Raw genomic sequence first — 19,052 nt, 5'->3', positions numbered from 1 at the left:
TATGTAATGTGATATTTAATTTAAACTCATAATGCTTCCTTTGGTTGATGTGGATTAGGTAGAAAATTTGGGAAGTTAATAAATAAGTTTGCTTAGGGATGAAAAATAATGCGCTCGATAAACATTGGTTTGACCGACGAACAGCGTCAAGGTGTAATTAATCTGTTAAATCAAGATTTGGCAGATGCCTATTTATTGCTGGTGAAAACCAAAAAGTACCACTGGGATGTCGTTGGCCCTCAGTTCCGCTCTTTGCACCAGCTTTGGGAAGAACACTACCAAAAGTTGACTCTAAATATTGATGCCTTGGCAGAGCGGATTCGTGCTTTGGGCGGTTATCCAGTTGGCACTTTAGAGGGATTTCTCAAGCTTGCTACCCTCAAGGAACATGCTGGTAATGTTCCCACAGCTACGGGCATGGTAGCTAATCTAGTGGATGACCACGAGCAGGTTATTCGTAACTTGAGAGATCATGTAGATCAGTCTGGTGACAAGTTTCACGATCAAGGAACTGCTGACTTCTTAACTGGACTGCTGGAACAGCATGAGGAGATTGCTTGGATGCTGCGTTCATTTATTGAAGGCGAAGCATTAGATCCAGATGGTAGAAAGCCAGCAGCAAAGGCTAAGACTCCTGTAGGTGTATAGCTTTTAACTGAGGAATGTCTGACTGTGAAATTAGTTGAGGGAGGATTGATTTTTCCCTCAACGAAAATCGGCGGGAATCTCATACCTTCAAGAGGGGTGTCTGGGATAGCCGCCCGCCGATTTAGTCATTAGACATCTGGTGAAAATGAATGTAGAGACGTAGCAGTGCTACGTCTCTACAAGGATTCTGGGTAACGCATATTTAATTTCTGGAGATGTCTATTAGCTTCAGACAAGAGACGCGATAAATCGCCGTCTCTACAAGAATTAGTCTTTCTTATTGATGGCAATTCATCGCATCTTTGTGATTTATAGTTTTCATTAAAAAACCTTAGCCGAAGCGTATTTAAGCTACATCTACGCATTCACAGCCTGGTTCCAGTACATCATCGTAGTATTCGTAGTTACTAATCCCCAGCGACACTTGGGGATACACCTCAATATTTCGCTCATATCCTTTGCCCAGCTGCTTGGGTACTTGACAATAGGATTCAAATGGCTCTGACGAGTTTTGCGGGCTGTTCATTTCAGCTTCAGCCCAAAGCTCTCTTCCTTGATCCGGTGTCAGGATAATGGTCATAGTTAATGATAATGATAAATTTTATGATTAACTATAGCTTGGTATGACGTTAGCAAAGCTTACGGTCGGTATCGTTCATGGCAGGCAGTTTTCAGTTACCACATAAGCCACGCGTAGGCGTAGCCAGCCGTAGACATGGCCAGTTCACATAATTATTGCTAATTTATCGCAATAATGGAAATTATTTGTTAGATTATTTCTATACCTCCAACATCAGCTTTTCTTGTGGGAGATTCATTCTCCCGCATATTTTTTTAACCAATAATTAATTTAAATTATGAGTGAATGTCCTTGCTGTAATGGAATACTACTAAGACACATTCGTAGTGGTAAAATTTATTGGTTTTGTGTCGATTGTCGGCAGGAAATGCCACATATAAGTTCGGTGGTTCATCATAAATCCCTATCTGCCACAGTGCATTAGACGTAGACGTAGGTTGGGTGGAGCGGAGCGCAACCCAACATATATCGCAATACTGCGTAGGTTTTGGAATTTCTTGGTTGAGGCAAGCAGGGGGAGCAGGGGGAGAAATGGGTGCTGGCGTTGAGTTTTGCCTCCCCTGCTTATCCGAGCAGTATTGACATATATCGGGAGCATCCAAAATGTGTAAAAATATATTTTTTCATTGCGTACTCCTTCGGGGAACCCGTAGGCTACGTAATGAAATGGAGCCTTCGCGTAGCGTCTCTAAGAGTTGCAATCGTAAGGTCTAGGTGTTGCGATTGCTTCTCTTCTCTACGAGAGGCTGCGCCCTAAGCGTAGCTATGCCGCAGGCTTTACGAGACGCTCCGCGAACATTCCGCTTTGCTTCATACCCAACTCTTGGAGAGGCTATGCCAACGGGAACGCCAGGGGCGAACGCAATTGTTCAGAGAGTATTCGCCTTTGAGGGAAAATTTTTAGATTTACTGAAATTATGTAAAAATTGGAGTTCAGATGCAGTGAGGTCGCGCCATTGACCCAATTGTAGGTCATCTAATTTTAGGTGAGCTATGCTGACCCTGACCAGTCGCAAAGTCGGAAACCCTACAGCCGCAGTCATCCGCCGTACTTGGCGGTTTTTTCCCTCTGTCAAAGTCATTTCTAGCCAAGCTGTCGGTATATTTTTGCGAAATCTAATTGGTGGTATGCGTTCAGTTAACTGTGGTTCTTCGGGTAAAAGCCTAACTTCTGCTGGTTGAGTGCGGTAATCTTGAATTTCCACACCTGTTTGCAACCTTTGGATAGCAGAAGCATCTGGAATTCGCTCTACTTGTACCCAGTAAGTACGTTTATGACCAAAACGCGGATGGGCGAGGCGATGTTGCAATTGTCCATCGTTTGTTAACAGTAGCAATCCTTCACTATCCCAGTCTAAACGTCCTACAGGATAGACATCAGGCAGATCAATATAGTCTTTGAGGGTGCTGTGGGTGGGAGCATCTTTTGTAAATTGGCTAAGAACGCCATAAGGTTTGTAAAAAATAATATATCGGTAGTGATTAGTCATTAGTGATTAGTCATTTGTCATTTGTCATTAGTCATTTGTCATTGGGCATTGGGGACTAGGTAATAATCAATAGTTTTTCTTCCCCTCCTCCCCTGCCTCCCCTGCCTCCCCTACTCCCTTTCTCCACTTTCCATAACATGAGTTTTGCTGGGCAAAATTATCCAAGGATTTGGGCATCCTAATAAAAACGATATAGTGAAGGGTTGATTATGCCAAGTTCTAAAATGTGCCGGCGGTCTTTTTTGTTTTTAGGAGGTGCTGTCTTGGCACAAGGATTAACATTGGCACTCCCCGCAACCGCTCAAACTGTACAGGTGAAGAGGGGTAAGGTAAATGGTTTCTCTTTTTATCAAACTATTATTGACCTTACTGATCCCAAAACTTTCATTACTATTGGTTTGGCGAATAATGCAACTTTGGCTAATACTAATCAAAAAACTAGTGGTGATGAAGAATTTAACAACCTAGTGGCTCGTCATCACGCTGCTGTTGTTGCTAATGGTACTTTTTTTGCCAAGAATTCTCAGAAAACAGTGATGGGTAATATGGTAGCGGCAGGGAGATTCCTCAAATACAGTCAGTGGGAAAATTTTGGCACTACTTTGGGGTTACGAGTTGGCAATAAACCGGAAATGGTGACAGCACGGGTTGATGGTAAACCGCAATGGAATCAACATTGGTTGTCTATCACCTGCGGGCCTCGGTTGTTGAGACAGGGACAAATTTGGCTGAAGCCGGATGTTGAGGGATTTAAAGATCCTCATGTTTTAGGTACTGGCGAACGAACTGCGATCGGGTTTCCTGCTGATGGTACAAAGCTATTTTTGATAAATTTTGATAGTGGTTTAACTTTACAGCAAGAAGCGCAAGTGATGAAAGCGATCGGCTGTCACGAAGCGATGAACTTAGATGGTGGTGCATCAAAAGCTTTTGCTGCTAATGGTAAAATTTTAGTCCCTGCTGGACGCCCACTAACTAATGTGATTGTTGTTTATGATAGCAAGAATCCTGCTCCTGCTGATTTACAACAGTCATGGCTAAGGTTTCAAAAAGGCGATCGCCCCATAATACCAAGTGCTTAAAAAATAGATAATATTACCTTGTGGGAGGCGCTTTTAGTGAGAAGCGATCGCCTCTACGATCTTTTAGCCCACATTCCGCACCCTAACTGTCATAAAAGGGTTTTTACCGAGTCCCTTGTCGTTAAGCTGTGATAATGTTGGATGCTTCGGCAATAGGCTCAACTTGTATTGGTGGTGCTTTCTCCTCAAAGGTAGCTAAATCAAACCAAAAGGTAGTACCAACGCCAACTTCACTCACTAGATGAACTTTACTATGATGTCTGTCAATGATATTTCTGACAATCGATAAACCTAAACCAGTACCTTCTAGGGTGTGAACTCGGTTTTCGACGCGAAAGAAGCGTTCAAAAATTGAGTGTTGATCTTCTGTGGCGATGCCAATTCCAGTATCGGAAATTTCAATCCGCACTGGAGCAGATTCAGTGTGACTTGGCTTGAAATCTAGTTGGTAGGCACGGATTACTACTTTACCACTGGCTTTCGTGAATTTAAGGGCATTGCCAATCAGATTGCCAAACACTTGTACTAACAGATCGTAATTACCTAAAACTAGCGGCAAATTAGGGGCAACTTCCTGAAGCAGTTCAACACCTTTATCTTTTGCATTGAGTTGGTAAGTACGTAGGGTTTGCTCGATCGCTTGGGCTAAATCTACGCCGTCGAAGCTGTAGCTGCGTCCAGATTCGAGTTTTGACAAATCCAAAACATCGTTAACTAGCCGGGTTAAGCGATCGGTTTCATGGTTCACGGTTTGCAAAAACTCTTGCCGTTCTTGTAAAGCTAAGTCTTCGCCGTAGTCATGCAGGGTTTCAATATAAGTTTTGATGTTAAATAGAGGCGTTCGCAGTTCGTGAGAAACGTTGCTAATAAATTGACTTTTTGCATCGTTTAGTTCGACCTCACGGGTTATATCTTGAATAGTAATGGCAATGCCTTTGATGCTTTCTCTTTGCAGATTGAGTACTGTAGTCAAGAGAATGCGGATTGTTCGGGGGATGGGTTGGTTAATAAAAATTCGGAATTCGGCGCTTTCGCATTCGCCTGCTGCCATTTCGTACAAGGGACGGGTGATTTCCATTTGTACAGATGAGGGTAAGTGATGTAAGACATTGTTACCTACGACATCAGCGGCTTCCCAGCCAAAAATCCGTTGTGCTGTGGGGTTGACTAAAATCACCTGCATGTTGTTATCAATCAACACAGCACCATCTGCGATTGTTGAAACTAGGGTTTCTAGCTTGGCTTTTTCTGCGGTTAGTTCTTCAATATTCTGTTCTTCATAACGCTCTAACCGCTCTCCCATTTCATTAAAGCTTAAAATTAATTCCCCCAGTTCACCCCCTAAAGGTAAATCAATGCGCTGCTTAAAATTCCCGGTGGCAATTTGCTTTACCCCTACCAGCAGTTCTTTAATGGGCTTGGTGATGGTTAAGGCGTTAATCACTCCTGCCAAAATCACCATTACCCAAATCGTGATAAAAACGGCAATGGTGACATCGCGGGTAAAATTGGTGGAGATCACAGCAGTTTGATTGGGATTGATACCGATCGCTAATACACCTAAGTATTTCTGATTGACAATCAGAGGAATAAATACATCGGTGACTATCCCATCTGGGGTCGTGTGTTGCCGCACCATTGGTTTTTCGTCATCACCAGGGTAATCTTCTGGCAGTTGTATCCGCCGTTTAATGGTGAGGGAATTTTCTACCTCGGCTTCCCAAAAAGGAATGCCAAAAAAGATTTCCCCAGTTTCATCAGCGTAAAGCATATAACGCACACTAGAGGTGCTGCTATAGAAACGTTGGGAAAATTGGGCAACCTCAGTGAGATTATTGTCGGCGACCAAGGGGGCAACGTTGGCAGCAAGAAGCAGTCCTAAGTCACGACCGAAGCGGGTGTCATTCATCCGCGCATCCTGCTGAATTGTATTCACAGCCCAGAAAGTCAAACCACTCATCACCAAGGAAACTACCATTGTAGCCACAGCCAGCAGTTTTGTCTGGAGTGTGAACTCATACCACCAACTAGCGATCGCATCTCGAATTGTTTTTAACAGACTTAGCATCTTAAATAAAGTTGTTAGTAATCTTTGTTATAAAGCCCAACAACTAAAAAATTAACAGTTAATTTGACAAATATGTTAGGGATTGGGCATTGGGTATTGGGCATGGGGAATAACTATAAACTCCAAACTCCTAACTCCTAACTCCTAACTCCTAACTCCTAACTCCTAACTCTATAACCGATATCTCTCCGGTAATATATCCCTTCAAACTGAATATATTTGATACCTGCGTAGGCTTGGGCGATCGCTTGCTCAAAATTTTCTCCGATTCCAGTCACATTTAATACTCGACCCCCATCTGTGACTATTTCTTGTTGCTGGTTTAATTTTGTACCTGCATGAAATACAGTTGCTCCTGTTGCCTCTGCCTCGCCAATGCCAGCAATGACCTGTCCCTTCTCATATTCTCCAGGATAACCACCGGAAGCGGCAACTACAGTGGCAGATGCTCCCCCTTTCCAAGCAATGGGTGGCAATTCACCCAATCGCTGTTGTACGCAGGCTAGAATCAACTCTTCTAGGGGTGTTTCTAGCAGTGGCAAAATTACCTGGGTTTCTGGATCGCCGAAGCGACAGTTAAATTCCAAAACTTTCAAGTCGCCATCGGGTGCAATCATTAATCCAGCATACAGCACGCCTCGGTAATCAATGCCTTTAGCTCGTAAGGTGGCGATCGCTCTTTCTAATACCTCTGTTTGAATGCGTGCCATCAACTCTGTTGTCGCGATGGGTGCTGGGCTGTATGCTCCCATCCCGCCAGTATTTTCTCCTGTATCGCCGTCACCAATCCGCTTATGGTCTTGTGCTGGCAGCAAGGGTCTAATTGTCAACCCATCTGTTAACGCTAAAACTGACACCTCTTGCCCAATCAAACATTCTTCAATGACGACAAATTCACCAGCACTACCAAATTGTCCCTGAAAAATCGTATCAATTGCACTTTCTGCCTCTGCAACGGTTTCAGCCACCGTTACACCCTTACCAGCCGCCAAACCATCAGCTTTTACAACAATTGGCGCTCCCTGAGATTTAACGTAAGATTTTGCTGCCACCGCCTCCGTAAATACCGCAGCCCGTGCCGTCGGAATCCCTGCTTCTTGCATCAGGGCTTTTGCCCAAGCTTTACTCGCTTCAATTTGCGCTCCTGCTCTCACTGGGCCAAATACCATCAATCCTTTGTCTTGGAGGTAATCTGTGATTCCCTTAGAAAGGGGGACTTCTGGCCCAACTATTACCAGAGTTATGCCATGTTCGAGAGCATATTGGCTTATGCCCTCGAAATCATCTACTGTTAGGGGCAAGTTCTGGCAACGTTCCATACTTGCTGTGCCCCCATTCCCTGGTACACAGATAACTTGCTCAATTTGCTTAGATTGCAACAGTTTCCATGCCAGAGCATGTTCGCGCCCCCCATTACCGACAACTAAAACTTTCACAGATTTCCTCGTGCGTTCCTTGCGAAACGAGAATGCCTTGGCGGCTCTCGCGGATCAATTTTTTCATCAATTCTCCCACTTGTGCAACCCCCTCATGAATAAAAAGGCTGAGGAGCAAGATGGAAGAAGAAATATTGATTTAATTTTGAATTTTGAAAAGTACTGTAGTCTTTTGGAGATATTCACAACCCAGACCAAAAAGGCGATTGTTTTAGCGCTTACAATCGAAACGATCGCTATTCATGTTAATTGTTCATAAGTTGATGATGTCTGTAACCCAATGATGAAAAGGTTTGTAAAGTGGTGTGTTGAGTTTCCTTCTTGGTGGAATATTCGCCAAAGCAGAAAGTCTCTTTTGTTTGTCGTTATGCTTACCTTGGGTGTGGTAAGTACGCTGATGCTATCATTCCCCTTGAAGGCTCAAATCAATCTACCACAAACGCCCGCATCTGAATTAAGGGGAGTGTGGTTAACAAATATTGATAGTGATGTGTTATTTGAGCGCGATCGCCTCAAGGGATCTTTGCAGCGCCTTGATGAACTCAATTTTAACACCATATATCCGGCGGTTTGGAATTGGGGATATACATTGTATCCTAGCAAAGTTGCACAAAAAGTTATCGGGCGATCGCTCGATCCCACACCCGGATTGCAAGGGCGAGATATCCTCAAAGAAATTGTCGATATAGTACATCAAAAAGGGTTAACAGTGATTCCCTGGTTTGAATTTGGCTTCATGGCACCAGCAGATTCTCTACTAGCTAAAAATCGTCCCCAATGGCTCACCAGTCGCCGCGATGGAACTCGGATTGTCAAAGATGGGAATGATAATCGCGTTTGGCTAAATCCCTTTCGCCCAGAAGTACAACAGTTTATTCAAGATTTAATCGTTGAAATTGTTAGAAACTACAATATTGATGGTATTCAACTTGATGACCATTTTGGCTTACCATCAGAATTAGGGTACGATGCTTATACAGTGGCACTTTACAAAAAAGAACACCGTGGTAAAGCTCCCTCGAAAAACTCTCAAGATCCAGAATGGGTAAGTTGGAGAGCTAACAAGATCACCGAGTTTATGAAACGGGTTTTCAAAACCATCAAAGCTACTAAAAAAAATTGCCTCGTTTCTGTTGCTCCTAATCCTCAACGTTTTTCCTACAACTTCTTTTTAGCAGACTGGCAAAAATGGGAACGGCTGGGAATCATTGAAGACTTAGTTTTGCAGATATATCGAGATGACTTGAATATTTTTGTTAGTGAATTAGATTATGCAGAAGTGAAAGCAGCTAAGAGCCATATTCCCGTGAGTGTGGGCATTATGGCTGGGTTGAAAAAGAAATTTGTACCAATGCAACAGATTCAGACACAAGTGCAAAAAGTACGCGATCGCAATTTTGCTGGAGTATCCTTCTTTTTCTATGAATCTCTCTGGAACATGAGCAAAGAAAAACCACAAGAGCGTCAAACAGCTTTCCAGAAAATCTTCCCCACGCCTGTAGCTTATCCGAATTTACTCGCAGGTTGGAAACCTTAAAAAGTAAAAAATAAAAAGATAATCCCCATAAATAAATTTAGGGGAAATAATCACGGACGTATTATTTCTCTCTACGAGACGCAATCATGCGAAGGCGCTGCGCCTCTTGAAATAAATGTTTTTATGAAAAGAAGTGAGGTTTAAAACCGTACAACTCTTAGAGACGCTACCGCGTAGCAAGATCCCCGTAGGGGTACGTCCCGCTACGCGCTAACGCCTGCAAGTGGCGCGTTCGCGGTAGCGTTCGCACGAGAAAGAATCATTGTTTCCCAAGGGTTGTTGAAACCCCACCCGCAAGTGGCGTGGCTGTCTTTAATTTTGAATTTTGTTAGCGCAGCGTAAAGCCTTCTCTACGAGACGCTACGCGAACGGCATGGCAACGCTATGAGCGAGTCCGCGTACCCCTGCGGGGAAGCAAGCTACGCGAAGCGTCTCGTAGAGAGCGTCATTTTGAATTTTGAATTGATTCATTTTTCTTTCTTTTGCCTTGTGTTTTACAATTGGTGTAGTATGATGCTCAAGGGGTCGTTCATGACTGCTCAAACGATAACTCTGCCTGAAACATTTCTGGCTCAACTTCAAACTCTTCCGCCTGAACAAATTCAACAGGTAATAGATTTTGTTGAATTTTTGAATCGAAAATATGTTTCATCTCAACCTAGTCAATCAGTGGTGAAGCAGGCACGGGTATTGGGATTACATCAAGGTATGGGTTGGATCAGTGAGGATTTTAACGACCTGCTTCCCGATGAATTTTGGACGGGAGAGCCGTGAGATTATTACTGGACACTCATGCATTAGTTTGGATAATTCTTGAGCCAGAAAAGTTATCTCAACGGGCAACAAATTTATTTTTTGATAGAGATTATGAAATATTCCTGAGTATCGTGAGTATATGGGAAATACAAATCAAGGTTCAGCTTGGGAAGTTGCATTTTGATTTACCACTTTCGGAGTTGATTGAGAGTCAGCAACAAGTCAATGATTTGCAACTTCTATCGATTACTACTGAACACATTTACGCTTTAGAAAAGCTACCAAACCATCATCGAGATCCATTTGATCGGTTGTTAATTGCTCAGGCAATGACTGAACAAATGCCATTGTTAAGCGTTGATGCTGTATTTGATCGGTATCCGATAGAGCGATGGTGGTAAATCCCATCGCTCCTTTACACCCCACACCCTATACCCCATCGCATCCCCTAAAACTGCCACGAAATCGTGCCCTGCACGGTCAACGGCTCACCTTCATAAACCCGCAGATTGCTAGTAGCCGCTTCAATGTAATTCACGTTAAACAGATTTTTGAAATTAAGCCCTGCCCGGAATCGTCCTTGCTTATAAAAAATGGCAGCATCGGTACGTAAATAACTTGGCAACTGAAAAGTATTGTCTAAATCTCCCTGCCGTTCTCCGACATAAAATAATCCCAAACCAAATCCTAACCCTTGCAAACCACCAGATTGAATTTCATAGCTTGTCCACAAGCTGAAGGCATTTTTTGGTGCATTATTCAGTTCATTACCAACTTTATACGTGTTATCTTCTTCAATCTGAGCATCGGTATAGGCATAGCTACCAATGATGTTCCATCCGGGGAGAATTTTCCCAGTCATGCTCAATTCGATCCCCTGGCTTCTCTGCTTACCCGTGGCAATGGAAAAGTCTGGATTAACTGGATCTTGGGTCAAGACATTGGTGAGAGTCAGGTCAAAGAAAGCCAGCGTTGTCGAAATGTTCTGGTTCAAATCGGCTTTGACACCAACCTCATATTGCGTACCGACTGACGGTTGAAAAAAACTACCATCAAAGGCTGTTCCAATCTGTGGGTTAAATGACCGAGCATAACTGGCGTAGAGCGAAATAGGTGGAATTGGCTGGTAGACGATGCCAAGACGTGGGCTGAATGCATTCCCTGATTGGCTACTTTTAGTGCCAGCTAGAAGATCCGCATCATCTTCTTCAAAAGCATCAAAACGTACACCCAACAACAACTTTAAATTCTCTGCCAGCTTGACCTGATCCTGAAGATAAATTCCTAGAGCATCAATCAAACTGGAGTTAGCGTAATTGTCAAGTACAGGCCCAGCAGGTTGACCATATACAGGATTGAATAAATTGAGTGGTGCTATACCTAGATCCTCTCCATTTAGGAATTTGCTGTCAAATCGACTCAAATCAAACCCAAATAGTAACTGATGTTCGATTGAGCCTGTGGAAAATTTACCTACCAGGTCTGTTGCCATATTGTAGGCTTCTTCCCTTATCTGCGTACTGAGCTGCTGACGGTTTAAAGTTTGAGCGTCAGTAGAAAGAGAAGTAGGATAAGTTACATTTTGGTCTAACTGTCTAAACGATGCCCGAAAAGCATTCTTTAACGACCAGTTATCGCCGAAACGCTGTTCTAGGGTATATCCAACTTTTTCGAGATTTAGATGCAAACTATCTGTAGGTTCACCGATGTTTAAACTGGGAGATAGTTTGCCATTGGGGTTAAAAAGGACTGTACCAGCTGCTGGTATACCGAGATAGGATGGATATTGTCCATCCAAAAATTCCCCTTCAAAGGTAAGTTTCGTGTTTTTGCTAATTTCCCAACTCACAACGGGTGCAGCGACAAAAATATTGGTGCCACCGAAATTGATAAAGCTACCTGAATCTCGGTAAGAAGTATTTAGACGATACAAAACCGTCTTAGAGTCGTTTAATGGACCAGACAAGTCTATTGCACCGCGATAATAATCATAACTTCCCACTGTGGCATCAATGTTGTAGAAAGGTTGACTCAAGGGTTGTTTGGTAATCAGGTTGATCGTTCCACCGGGCAAACCACTACCAAACAGCGCTGAGGCTGGACCTTTGAGGACTTCAATTCTCTCAATATTGGTGAGATCGAGCGAGCTGGAACCCTCAGGATCTGTCAGGCCATTAGTGAGATAATTAGTTGAAAAGCGATCGCCAATGCCTCTGATGTTAAAACTGTTGGCAACCCCCTCAGCCGCACTGTATGGAGTCACACCAGCGACGTTTTTCAGCGCATCTACGGCGCGGGTTGCTTGTTGATCCCGTAGGACTTCTTGAGGCACCACCTGAATCGACTGGGGAATGTCGCGCAGGGGGGTATCGGTTTTGGTGGCAGTTGAGGCATTAGGCACGCGATACCCATCTTGCTCACCTGTCACCAGCAACTCAATTGGTTCATTACCCGATGCTGATGGTTTAGTTGGCTGTGTCTGGTTTGGCGACGGCTGTGTCTGGGGTGGTTGTGTTTGAGGTTGCGTCTGTTGTCCTCTTGGTACAGTACTTGCCACAGAGAAGATTAGACCCTCATCTGGACTGTCAAACAATTCCACATGTGGTACTCCTGTCTCACCTATTACTGTCACCCGGATAGTATTGGCATCAAAGTTCGTGACTGTTATTTCAGTAACACCTGCAATTGGCTTATCCGAGCGGAATCTGAATGCATCGCCCGATGGTAGGCGCAGTTGAGCATTGGGAATATCAGTGATAAAGTTATTGCCAGTACTGCGGTTTAGCAGTTGCAACTGTTCACCTTTCGAGGTCTGTAAAATAATCTCCACACCTTTATTCGTGGGATTAGCTTTGACTCCCGTAACCTGCACAATTTCATCCTGCTGTTTCGTCGGGACGTTCGTGGGGTTGCTTGGTGTTGGTGACTGCACTAGCAGTTGAGCGCTGGTATTCGGAACTTCTATCTCGCTCACTTGTCGAATATTACGCGAGGTTTGCTCTCCGAATCCCGCTTTGTCAAGAGGATTTTGATTCTGATTCACCCCTTTTTTCAGGGATTCGCCATCGCTGGAAGTAGCTACCTGTGGAGCCAGATTTGTCGCTAAATTTTCCTGATTTTGTGCTTCTCCCGGCTCAATGGCAAAAGCACTACTGCATCCCCATAAACATATTGCTAGCCAGAGATGAACACTACCAAATAAATGCCAACACTTCATAACAACTCCCTACACACCATTTCACAAAACTTTGCTGACATACCTTCCCCAGATCCCCGACTTCTTGTAGAAGTCGGGGATCTAAATGTGGCATGACTATTGCAAATCTTTTTTATTTGAATAAAATTGAGTATAGAGAAAAGTTGGCAATAAATCTAGTCACAAAAGACTTTTTTAGCCATCAAACATTGACTTGGCGCGATCGCAAACCTGCACCTAAAAGCAGATGCAAAGTGCCCTACGTTACAATAACCGATATTGTTGGTAACCTCAGCAACGGTGGTATTACCATTGCCGCAATAGTTGTTCCGCCCACTCCATAGGCTTATCGGTGATGTAGCGGAATACTGTTGTGCCAAATAGTTCTATGAAACGGAGTGGGGAGTAACGAGTGAGGACTAACATTAACCTTGATTAAGCAGTTAGTCCTCAACAAGTGCAGCAATTGCAGCTACTAGTTTTGAGGGGTCGGCTGGTTTAGTGATATGAAGTTGAAATCCAGCTGTTAAAACCTGTTTTTGTGTAGTTTCTGCGGCGTAAGCAGTGAGGGCGATCGCGGGAATCTGTCCACCTTGATCAGCAGGCATTGCTCGTAATTTTTTGATCAAAGCGTAGCCATCAACTTCTGGCATACCCAGATCGCTCAACAACAGGTCTGGTTTTGACTGTGCTATTATAGCTAGTGCAACGCTAGCGGATGCTGCGCTCGTCACGATCGCTCCGTGCTGTTCCAATAGGAAAACAAGAAACTCGCGCGTATCAGCATCATCATCCACAACTAATAACTTTACCCCTTCTAGTGGAGCATGGAGCATAGAGAATAGATAGGAATCTTCAGATATATTCTTATCTTCCCTTTTTAATTCCCGACCCTGTTGAACCACTGGTAAGCAAACTGTAAATGTCGCGCCTTGCCCTTCGCCTGGGCTTTGGGCCCAAACTCTACCACCATGCAACTCGACAAGTTGGCGCACAATCGCTAAACCAAGTCCTAATCCGCCAGAACTTCGGCTTGTGCTACTATCTGCCTGACGAAAATACTCGAATACGTGTGGCAGAAAATCAGGATTAATACCTTTACCCGTATCACAGATTCTCAGTTGTATCTGAGAATCAATCTGTTCTAAGTAGACTTCGACTTTTCCACCGGATGGAGTGAATTTAATGGCGTTAGAGAGTAAATTCCAAACAACTTGTTGAAGACGACTACCATCACCCTTAACTTGTCCAATTTCTATATCGAGATAAAGATTAATTTGAATAGACTTTGCTTCTGCTGCCAAATGCACTGTCTCTAAAGCAGCTTCAATAATAAAAGCAAGATCAACAGTTTCTAAATTAAGTGCTAGCTGGCCTCGAAGAATGCGGGAGATATCCAATAGGTCTTCAATCAACTGAGCCTGTAGTAAAGCATTGCGTTCGATTGTCTCAAGGGCACGCACAGTAGTAGCTTCGTTTAATGAGCGGTTTTTCAGCAGCTTTGCCCAACCCAAAATTGGATTAAGAGGGGAACGAAGTTCATGAGAAACAATTGCCAGAAATTCATCTTTGATGCGGTTTGCTGCCTCAGCAGCTTGTTGTGCTTTCTGGCGTTCTTCTGCTACTGCTAGTGCTTGATCTCGTAAGTTTTTATATTCCTGAACTCGAAAAGTTAAATCTGTGAAATCTTCAATTGAGAAAAGGGCATAAAACCTATTTCCATCTGTTGCAGGCACAGCAGTTACAGTTGTCTGCTGAATGCGATATTTATTTTCAGATAACGGTATAGGAATAACATATTTATGCAATTGAGAAGAAAAGATTGCAGGAGGACCACCTTGAAAAATTTGATCTAAGCGACTAGTATAACGAGGCTGATTCAAATGAGGGAAATATTCATGAATAGAAGTTCCTATAATTTTATTCCTAGAAATTTTTGTCCATTCCTCTAAGCAGCAGTTCCAGAATAAAACAATGTAATCTGACTGTAGAACAAAAGCTCCTAAAGGGATTTTATCTAAAAGGCTAAATCTTTCTTTAGCTTGTTCTATAATATTCATTGTTTGTTCAAAAATTTTTAGTGTTTTATCATATTTTATAAGAAGAATTCAGAACTCAGGAGCGTAGCCGGAGACGCTCCGCCTCCGGTCAGAATTCAGTATGAATTCTGTACGAGTGGGTAATAGCGCAGCGTTAGCGAGTCCGCGAGCGTCTGAATATTGGTTAAAAGCGAGTGGAATAGTGGGCGAAAAAAATTAAAATATTCTCGCCTTAAAACTCTATCCCTTTATGGGTAGAGTATTCACCAATTCTGAATTCTGAATTCTGAATTCTGACTCCTGTTTTATCTATCATATTACTGCAATTTCATCATTAATTGCATTGATCAATGCATCAAATGTACCTACGTGAAAGATTAAAATAATATCCCCAATAATTTCTAACTCTTCAATGATGAATCGAGCTTGTGCTAGCAATATTTTGGAGTCACTTTCATAACTAGATAATAATAAGTTTTCAATTGTATCTTCTAAGTAAATAGGTAATGTATAGTTCACATGCTGCTTTAGCACATTACTAAGGGAACCCATTACCCCGTTGATCACAATGTTACCAATTTCGCTCAGAGTGCCAATTTTCACCGCATCTAGATCGGGCGAACCTGGTTCTTCACCTGTAAGCACTGCAACTAGTGATGATGCACTGTCAGTAGGAAAAATCAAGCCCGCAGCACCAGAAAAAGAACCTGTAAAGCCTAGCCTTACAGATGCCAAGCTGTCATCATGGAATCGTGTTGCTAATTCCTGATAAGTCTCAGTAGCAGTTAATACTTTTACATACGGAATTTTGAGTCCAATGTGAGAGTCTACCATCTCATTCAGCAGACTTGCGGCTCGACCAACTCCAATATTAATCAATTCTTGTAGTGCATCTAGTTCTTCTGCTGTTACATTCATCAAAACTTATTCCTTAGTATTAACAACTTGCTGCACTGCCTTTCGCAGCTCATTTTCTTTTGCTGGTTTATTAATAAAGTTGATAGCCCCAAGACTATAACTTTGATTGCGCGCCCCTTCTTGGATATCGGCTGAGATGATAATTGTGGGAATTTTTAATTTTTCATCTTGTAGAGCTTGCAGAAATTCAAACCCATTCATGTCTGGCATGAGTAGATCCGCTAATACGCAATTGGGTTTGCGTTGGTGAACTAATTCTAATCCCTCACGCCCATTAGTTGCTTCTATAATTTCGTAACCATCAACTTGTAAAAACTTACGGATCATTCTGCGAGAAAAGGCTGCATCATCAATAATCAAAACTAATGTCATTATCTCTGCCCTTTTGGATTTTCCCTCAATAAGTATAAATTTATCTCAGTTAACTGATATCATTGTTTACATTTGTAACATTGTCTACCTTTACGAAAACCATTTTTGAAAGTTTGAGTTGAATAGCAACCAGGATATTGCATATTTATTGCTTTACTATTAAGATAACACTATTCAGCATTAAAGAATCTAAACATGATGTTAAAGCGGTATATTGCTGAGATTTAAAATAAATTAGAATGAATACAAAAGATATAGATTTTTAATTTAGAAGGCAATGGAGTTAACTGAAATTAACGATGATATAGAAGCATTCCTCATTGAGAGCTATGAAAATCTAAATCAAATTGAACAAGATATTATTTCTCTAGAGAAAACATTAGAACAAGGAGAAGCCCTAGCTCGCATTTATCGCTCACTCCACACAATTAAAGGAAACTGCGGGTTTTTACCTTTTCCCAAATTGGAATCAGTTGCTCATGCTGGGGAAAATTTGCTCTCATCTTTACGCGATCGCCAGCTAGCAATTACCCCCACGATCATCAATACATTATTGCAAATATTTGACAGCATTCGGCAAATTCTGTCCCAAATTGAAGCAACCAGGCATGAGGGCGATCGCGATTATTCAGCACTCATTACGACTTTAACTCAATTACAGTCAACTGAGCAGGCGACGATCGCATCTGCTGTTAATCCGCAAGACTTACAGGTAAATACCGATACTACGTATCTAAGTAATGAATTCCCAGAAGTCTCAACCCTGACAGCATCAGAATCTTCTCAGATCCGAGTCAATATTAACCTCCTAGATCAGGTGATGAACCTCGTGGGTGAACTCGTTTTAACCCGTAATCAGGTGATCGGATTTAGTACCAAGTTTAAGGATAGTAGCTTTGCGGCTACTTGCCAACACCTGAGTCTTCTGACATCCCAGTTGCAGGAAGAGATTATGAAAACTCGACTGCAATCAATTAGTACCATTTGGCAAAAGTTTCCTCGCGTCACCCGCGATTTGGCGATCGCTTCCGGTAAAGAAGTTAAGGTTGACATGGAGGGGATAGATACTGAACTAGATAAAAGCATTATTGAAGCAATTAAAGACCCCTTGACTCACTTAGTACGCAACTGTATAGATCATGGCATTGAGTTCCCATCTGAACGGACTGCTTGTGGAAAGTCATCTGTCGGACGGTTATTTTTAAGAGCTTTTCATGAAAGCGGCAAAGTCAATATTGAAATTGGCGATGATGGCCGTGGGATCGATGTAGAAAAACTCAAAAAGCGATCGCAGCAACTTGGTTTAGTGAGCGCCGTAGAAGCCGCGTCCATGAGTGAGTCGGAAGTCATAAACTTAATTTTCTTACCCGGCTTCTCTTCTTCAGAACAGGTGACAAACCTTTCTGGGCGTGGAGTTGGGATGGATATTGTCAAGAATAATATTGATAAAATTAACGGGACGATTGAAATTCATAGCCAGCCAGGACAAGGAACGACATTCAAAATCAAGATTCCCCTAACCTTGGCGATTATTCCCGCATTAATTGTCAGCAGTGGTGGCGATCGCTATGCCATTCCCCAAGCCAGTATACAAGAGCTAATACGCCTAGAAGCACAGGCAGTTAGTCAGATTGAGATGTTTTACGATGTTCCTGTATATCGCTTGCGGGACACTCTTGTGCCATTAGTTTATTTTAATCAAGTATTACAAATCCCTAATAGTGATACTAACTTGGAAATGTTCAGTCTGGTAATTGTGCAAGTTGATAACTATCAATTTGGATTGGTTGTGGACACAATTGAAGACATCCAAGACATTATGTTTAAACCTCTAGGAAAACAGTTAAAGGCGCTATCTTTATTTGCCGGAGCCACTATTCTAGGGGATGGCACAGTGACATTAATTATTGATGTTATTGGTTTGGCAAACAGTTCTGGTGTAACCCCAAAACAAAAGCAGCAGTTATTGATTGAAAACGCCAGAAAAGACCAAGACCAAGTTAGCGATCGCCAAACAATATTATTGTTTGAGGGACCAGAAGGCGCTCGTATGGGCATTCCCCTGGACATTGCTTTTCGGCTCGAAGAGATTCTTTGTTCTGCGGTAGAGAAAGTAGGGAATCACTATGTCGTGCAGTCTTACGGTAAAATTTTGCCGCTAATTGACCTGCACAAAGTATTTTCCCATAATTATGAGAATGACCTCCGCGATCGGACTAAGGCAACTGTTGCAGAAACTCTCCAGATAGTGATTGTCTCCCCCTCCGCAGAACTCAGCGTGGCGCTAGTAGTTGAGCGCATTCTTGACATTATAGAAGAACCACTGACAATTACAGGTGTCTCTAGTAGACCAGGTGTGCTTTTGTACGCTGTATTTCAGGGTAAAATTACAGAAATCCTTGACATTGAGGCTGTAATTCGCATTGCTAACCCTCATTTGCTGCAATTGATTGCTAATGGCTGAACAACAAATTTGTACATTTTTTCTCAAAGGAGTTTATTTTGGTATTAACGTCCTACACGTTCAAGAAGTGATTCGCCCACAAACAATAACTCGTATACCTTTAGCCCCACCAGATATCTGTGGCTTAATTAATTTACGTGGACAAATTATTACTGTAATTGATTTGCAACGCCGATTAGAGATGAGTGAGCCGCAGACACAATTAAATATAAAACCTGTAGATGAAGCCCAGGGATTTAATATTATTGTAAGTTTTGAGGATGAAGTAGTCAGTTTGCTCGTCGATAATGTTGGTGATGTCTTAGAGTTTCCACAGAACACGTTTCAACTCCCACCTACAACCTTAAAAGGTAAAATGCGTTGGATGCTAGCAGGGGCTTACCCTCTCCCAGATGGATTTCTGCTAGTTTTAGATGCCAAAAAAATTCTAAATGTTAATTTGATAAATCACGTTAGTGAGTAATTG

At 42.5% G+C, this 19,052-nt stretch carries 16 protein-coding genes; 8 read left to right on the top strand and 8 right to left on the bottom strand.

Going from position 1 to position 19,052, the window contains the following annotated elements; genetic code table 11:
- The first annotated feature begins 108 nt into the window (after positions 1–108).
- Positions 109–648 (top strand): Dps family protein, encoded by a 540-nt coding sequence (locus V7K76_RS32670; RefSeq protein ID WP_334775138.1) that lies wholly within the window; start codon positions 109–111, stop codon positions 646–648.
- A gap of 346 nt (positions 649–994) precedes the next feature.
- Here the strand turns inward: V7K76_RS32670 and V7K76_RS32665 are convergent, their stop codons facing one another.
- Both V7K76_RS32665 and V7K76_RS32660 read right to left on the bottom strand, forming a co-directional pair.
- Positions 995–1,228 (bottom strand): hypothetical protein, encoded by a 234-nt coding sequence (locus V7K76_RS32665; RefSeq protein ID WP_334775137.1) that lies wholly within the window; start codon positions 1,226–1,228, stop codon positions 995–997.
- 869 nt (positions 1,229–2,097) lie between these two features.
- The gene (locus tag V7K76_RS32660) at positions 2,098–2,718 is read right to left on the bottom strand and encodes an rRNA large subunit pseudouridine synthase E (RefSeq protein ID WP_334775136.1); all 621 of its coding nucleotides are present in this window, start codon (positions 2,716–2,718) and stop codon (positions 2,098–2,100) included.
- Between the two features lie 209 nt (positions 2,719–2,927).
- Between V7K76_RS32660 and V7K76_RS32655 the strand changes: the two genes are divergently transcribed.
- Positions 2,928–3,800 carry a phosphodiester glycosidase family protein gene (locus V7K76_RS32655; protein ID WP_334775135.1) on the top strand — a complete coding sequence of 291 codons (873 nt, stop codon included), beginning with the start codon at positions 2,928–2,930 and terminating at the stop codon, positions 3,798–3,800.
- A gap of 121 nt (positions 3,801–3,921) precedes the next feature.
- On the opposite strand, the gene nblS is transcribed toward V7K76_RS32655, so the two are convergent.
- Positions 3,922–5,868: a two-component system sensor histidine kinase NblS gene (gene nblS, locus V7K76_RS32650; protein ID WP_334775134.1), complete on the bottom strand. Its 1,947-nt coding sequence runs from the start codon at positions 5,866–5,868 to the stop codon at positions 3,922–3,924.
- A gap of 158 nt (positions 5,869–6,026) precedes the next feature.
- On the bottom strand, positions 6,027–7,304 hold the full coding sequence (gene purD, locus V7K76_RS32645; RefSeq protein ID WP_334775133.1) for a phosphoribosylamine--glycine ligase: 1,278 nt from the start codon (positions 7,302–7,304) through the stop codon (positions 6,027–6,029).
- Between the two features lie 283 nt (positions 7,305–7,587).
- Between purD and V7K76_RS32640 the strand changes: the two genes are divergently transcribed.
- The 3 genes from V7K76_RS32640 (at position 7,588) to V7K76_RS32630 (ending at position 9,998) form a co-directional block, all read left to right on the top strand.
- The gene (locus V7K76_RS32640; RefSeq protein ID WP_334775163.1) at positions 7,588–8,841 is read left to right on the top strand and encodes a glycoside hydrolase family 10 protein; all 1,254 of its coding nucleotides are present in this window, start codon (positions 7,588–7,590) and stop codon (positions 8,839–8,841) included.
- A 531-nt stretch (positions 8,842–9,372) separates the two neighbouring features.
- Positions 9,373–9,615: a DUF2281 domain-containing protein gene (locus V7K76_RS32635; protein WP_334775396.1), complete on the top strand. Its 243-nt coding sequence runs from the start codon at positions 9,373–9,375 to the stop codon at positions 9,613–9,615.
- The gene (locus tag V7K76_RS32630) at positions 9,612–9,998 is read left to right on the top strand and encodes a type II toxin-antitoxin system VapC family toxin (protein ID WP_334953047.1); all 387 of its coding nucleotides are present in this window, start codon (positions 9,612–9,614) and stop codon (positions 9,996–9,998) included. The genes V7K76_RS32635 and V7K76_RS32630 overlap by 4 nt, the downstream gene beginning before the upstream one ends.
- A gap of 47 nt (positions 9,999–10,045) precedes the next feature.
- Here V7K76_RS32630 and V7K76_RS32625 read toward each other — a convergent pair whose 3' ends face one another.
- Positions 10,046–12,814 carry a TonB-dependent siderophore receptor gene (locus V7K76_RS32625; protein WP_334775394.1) on the bottom strand — a complete coding sequence of 923 codons (2,769 nt, stop codon included), beginning with the start codon at positions 12,812–12,814 and terminating at the stop codon, positions 10,046–10,048.
- A gap of 92 nt (positions 12,815–12,906) precedes the next feature.
- Here V7K76_RS32625 and V7K76_RS32620 point away from each other — a divergent pair, with 92 nt between their 5' ends.
- A complete protein-coding gene (locus V7K76_RS32620) occupies positions 12,907–13,137 on the top strand; it encodes a hypothetical protein (RefSeq protein ID WP_334775393.1) in 231 nt (76 codons plus the stop codon).
- Positions 13,138–13,236: 99 nt separating this feature from the next.
- Here the strand turns inward: V7K76_RS32620 and V7K76_RS32615 are convergent, their stop codons facing one another.
- The 3 genes from V7K76_RS32615 to V7K76_RS32605 form a co-directional block, all read right to left on the bottom strand.
- On the bottom strand, positions 13,237–14,853 hold the full coding sequence (locus V7K76_RS32615) for a hybrid sensor histidine kinase/response regulator (protein ID WP_334775392.1): 1,617 nt from the start codon (positions 14,851–14,853) through the stop codon (positions 13,237–13,239).
- Positions 14,854–15,144: 291 nt separating this feature from the next.
- Complete coding sequence (locus V7K76_RS32610) at positions 15,145–15,750, bottom strand: chemotaxis protein CheX (RefSeq protein ID WP_334775391.1); 606 nt, start codon at positions 15,748–15,750, stop codon at positions 15,145–15,147.
- A gap of 6 nt (positions 15,751–15,756) precedes the next feature.
- The gene (locus tag V7K76_RS32605; RefSeq protein ID WP_334775390.1) at positions 15,757–16,122 is read right to left on the bottom strand and encodes a response regulator; all 366 of its coding nucleotides are present in this window, start codon (positions 16,120–16,122) and stop codon (positions 15,757–15,759) included.
- Between the two features lie 277 nt (positions 16,123–16,399).
- Between V7K76_RS32605 and V7K76_RS32600 the strand changes: the two genes are divergently transcribed.
- On the top strand, positions 16,400–18,586 hold the full coding sequence (locus V7K76_RS32600; RefSeq protein ID WP_334775389.1) for a chemotaxis protein CheW: 2,187 nt from the start codon (positions 16,400–16,402) through the stop codon (positions 18,584–18,586).
- Complete coding sequence (locus V7K76_RS32595; protein ID WP_334775388.1) at positions 18,579–19,049, top strand: chemotaxis protein CheW; 471 nt, start codon at positions 18,579–18,581, stop codon at positions 19,047–19,049. The genes V7K76_RS32600 and V7K76_RS32595 overlap by 8 nt, the downstream gene beginning before the upstream one ends.
- The last annotated feature ends 3 nt before the right edge of the window (positions 19,050–19,052 follow it).

The organism is Nostoc sp. (assembly GCF_036917975.1).
GTDB lineage: Bacteria > Cyanobacteriota > Cyanobacteriia > Cyanobacteriales > Nostocaceae > Nostoc.
The sequence above is the reverse complement of the archived record's forward strand: the minus strand, read 5'-3'. Positions and strand labels throughout refer to the sequence as shown.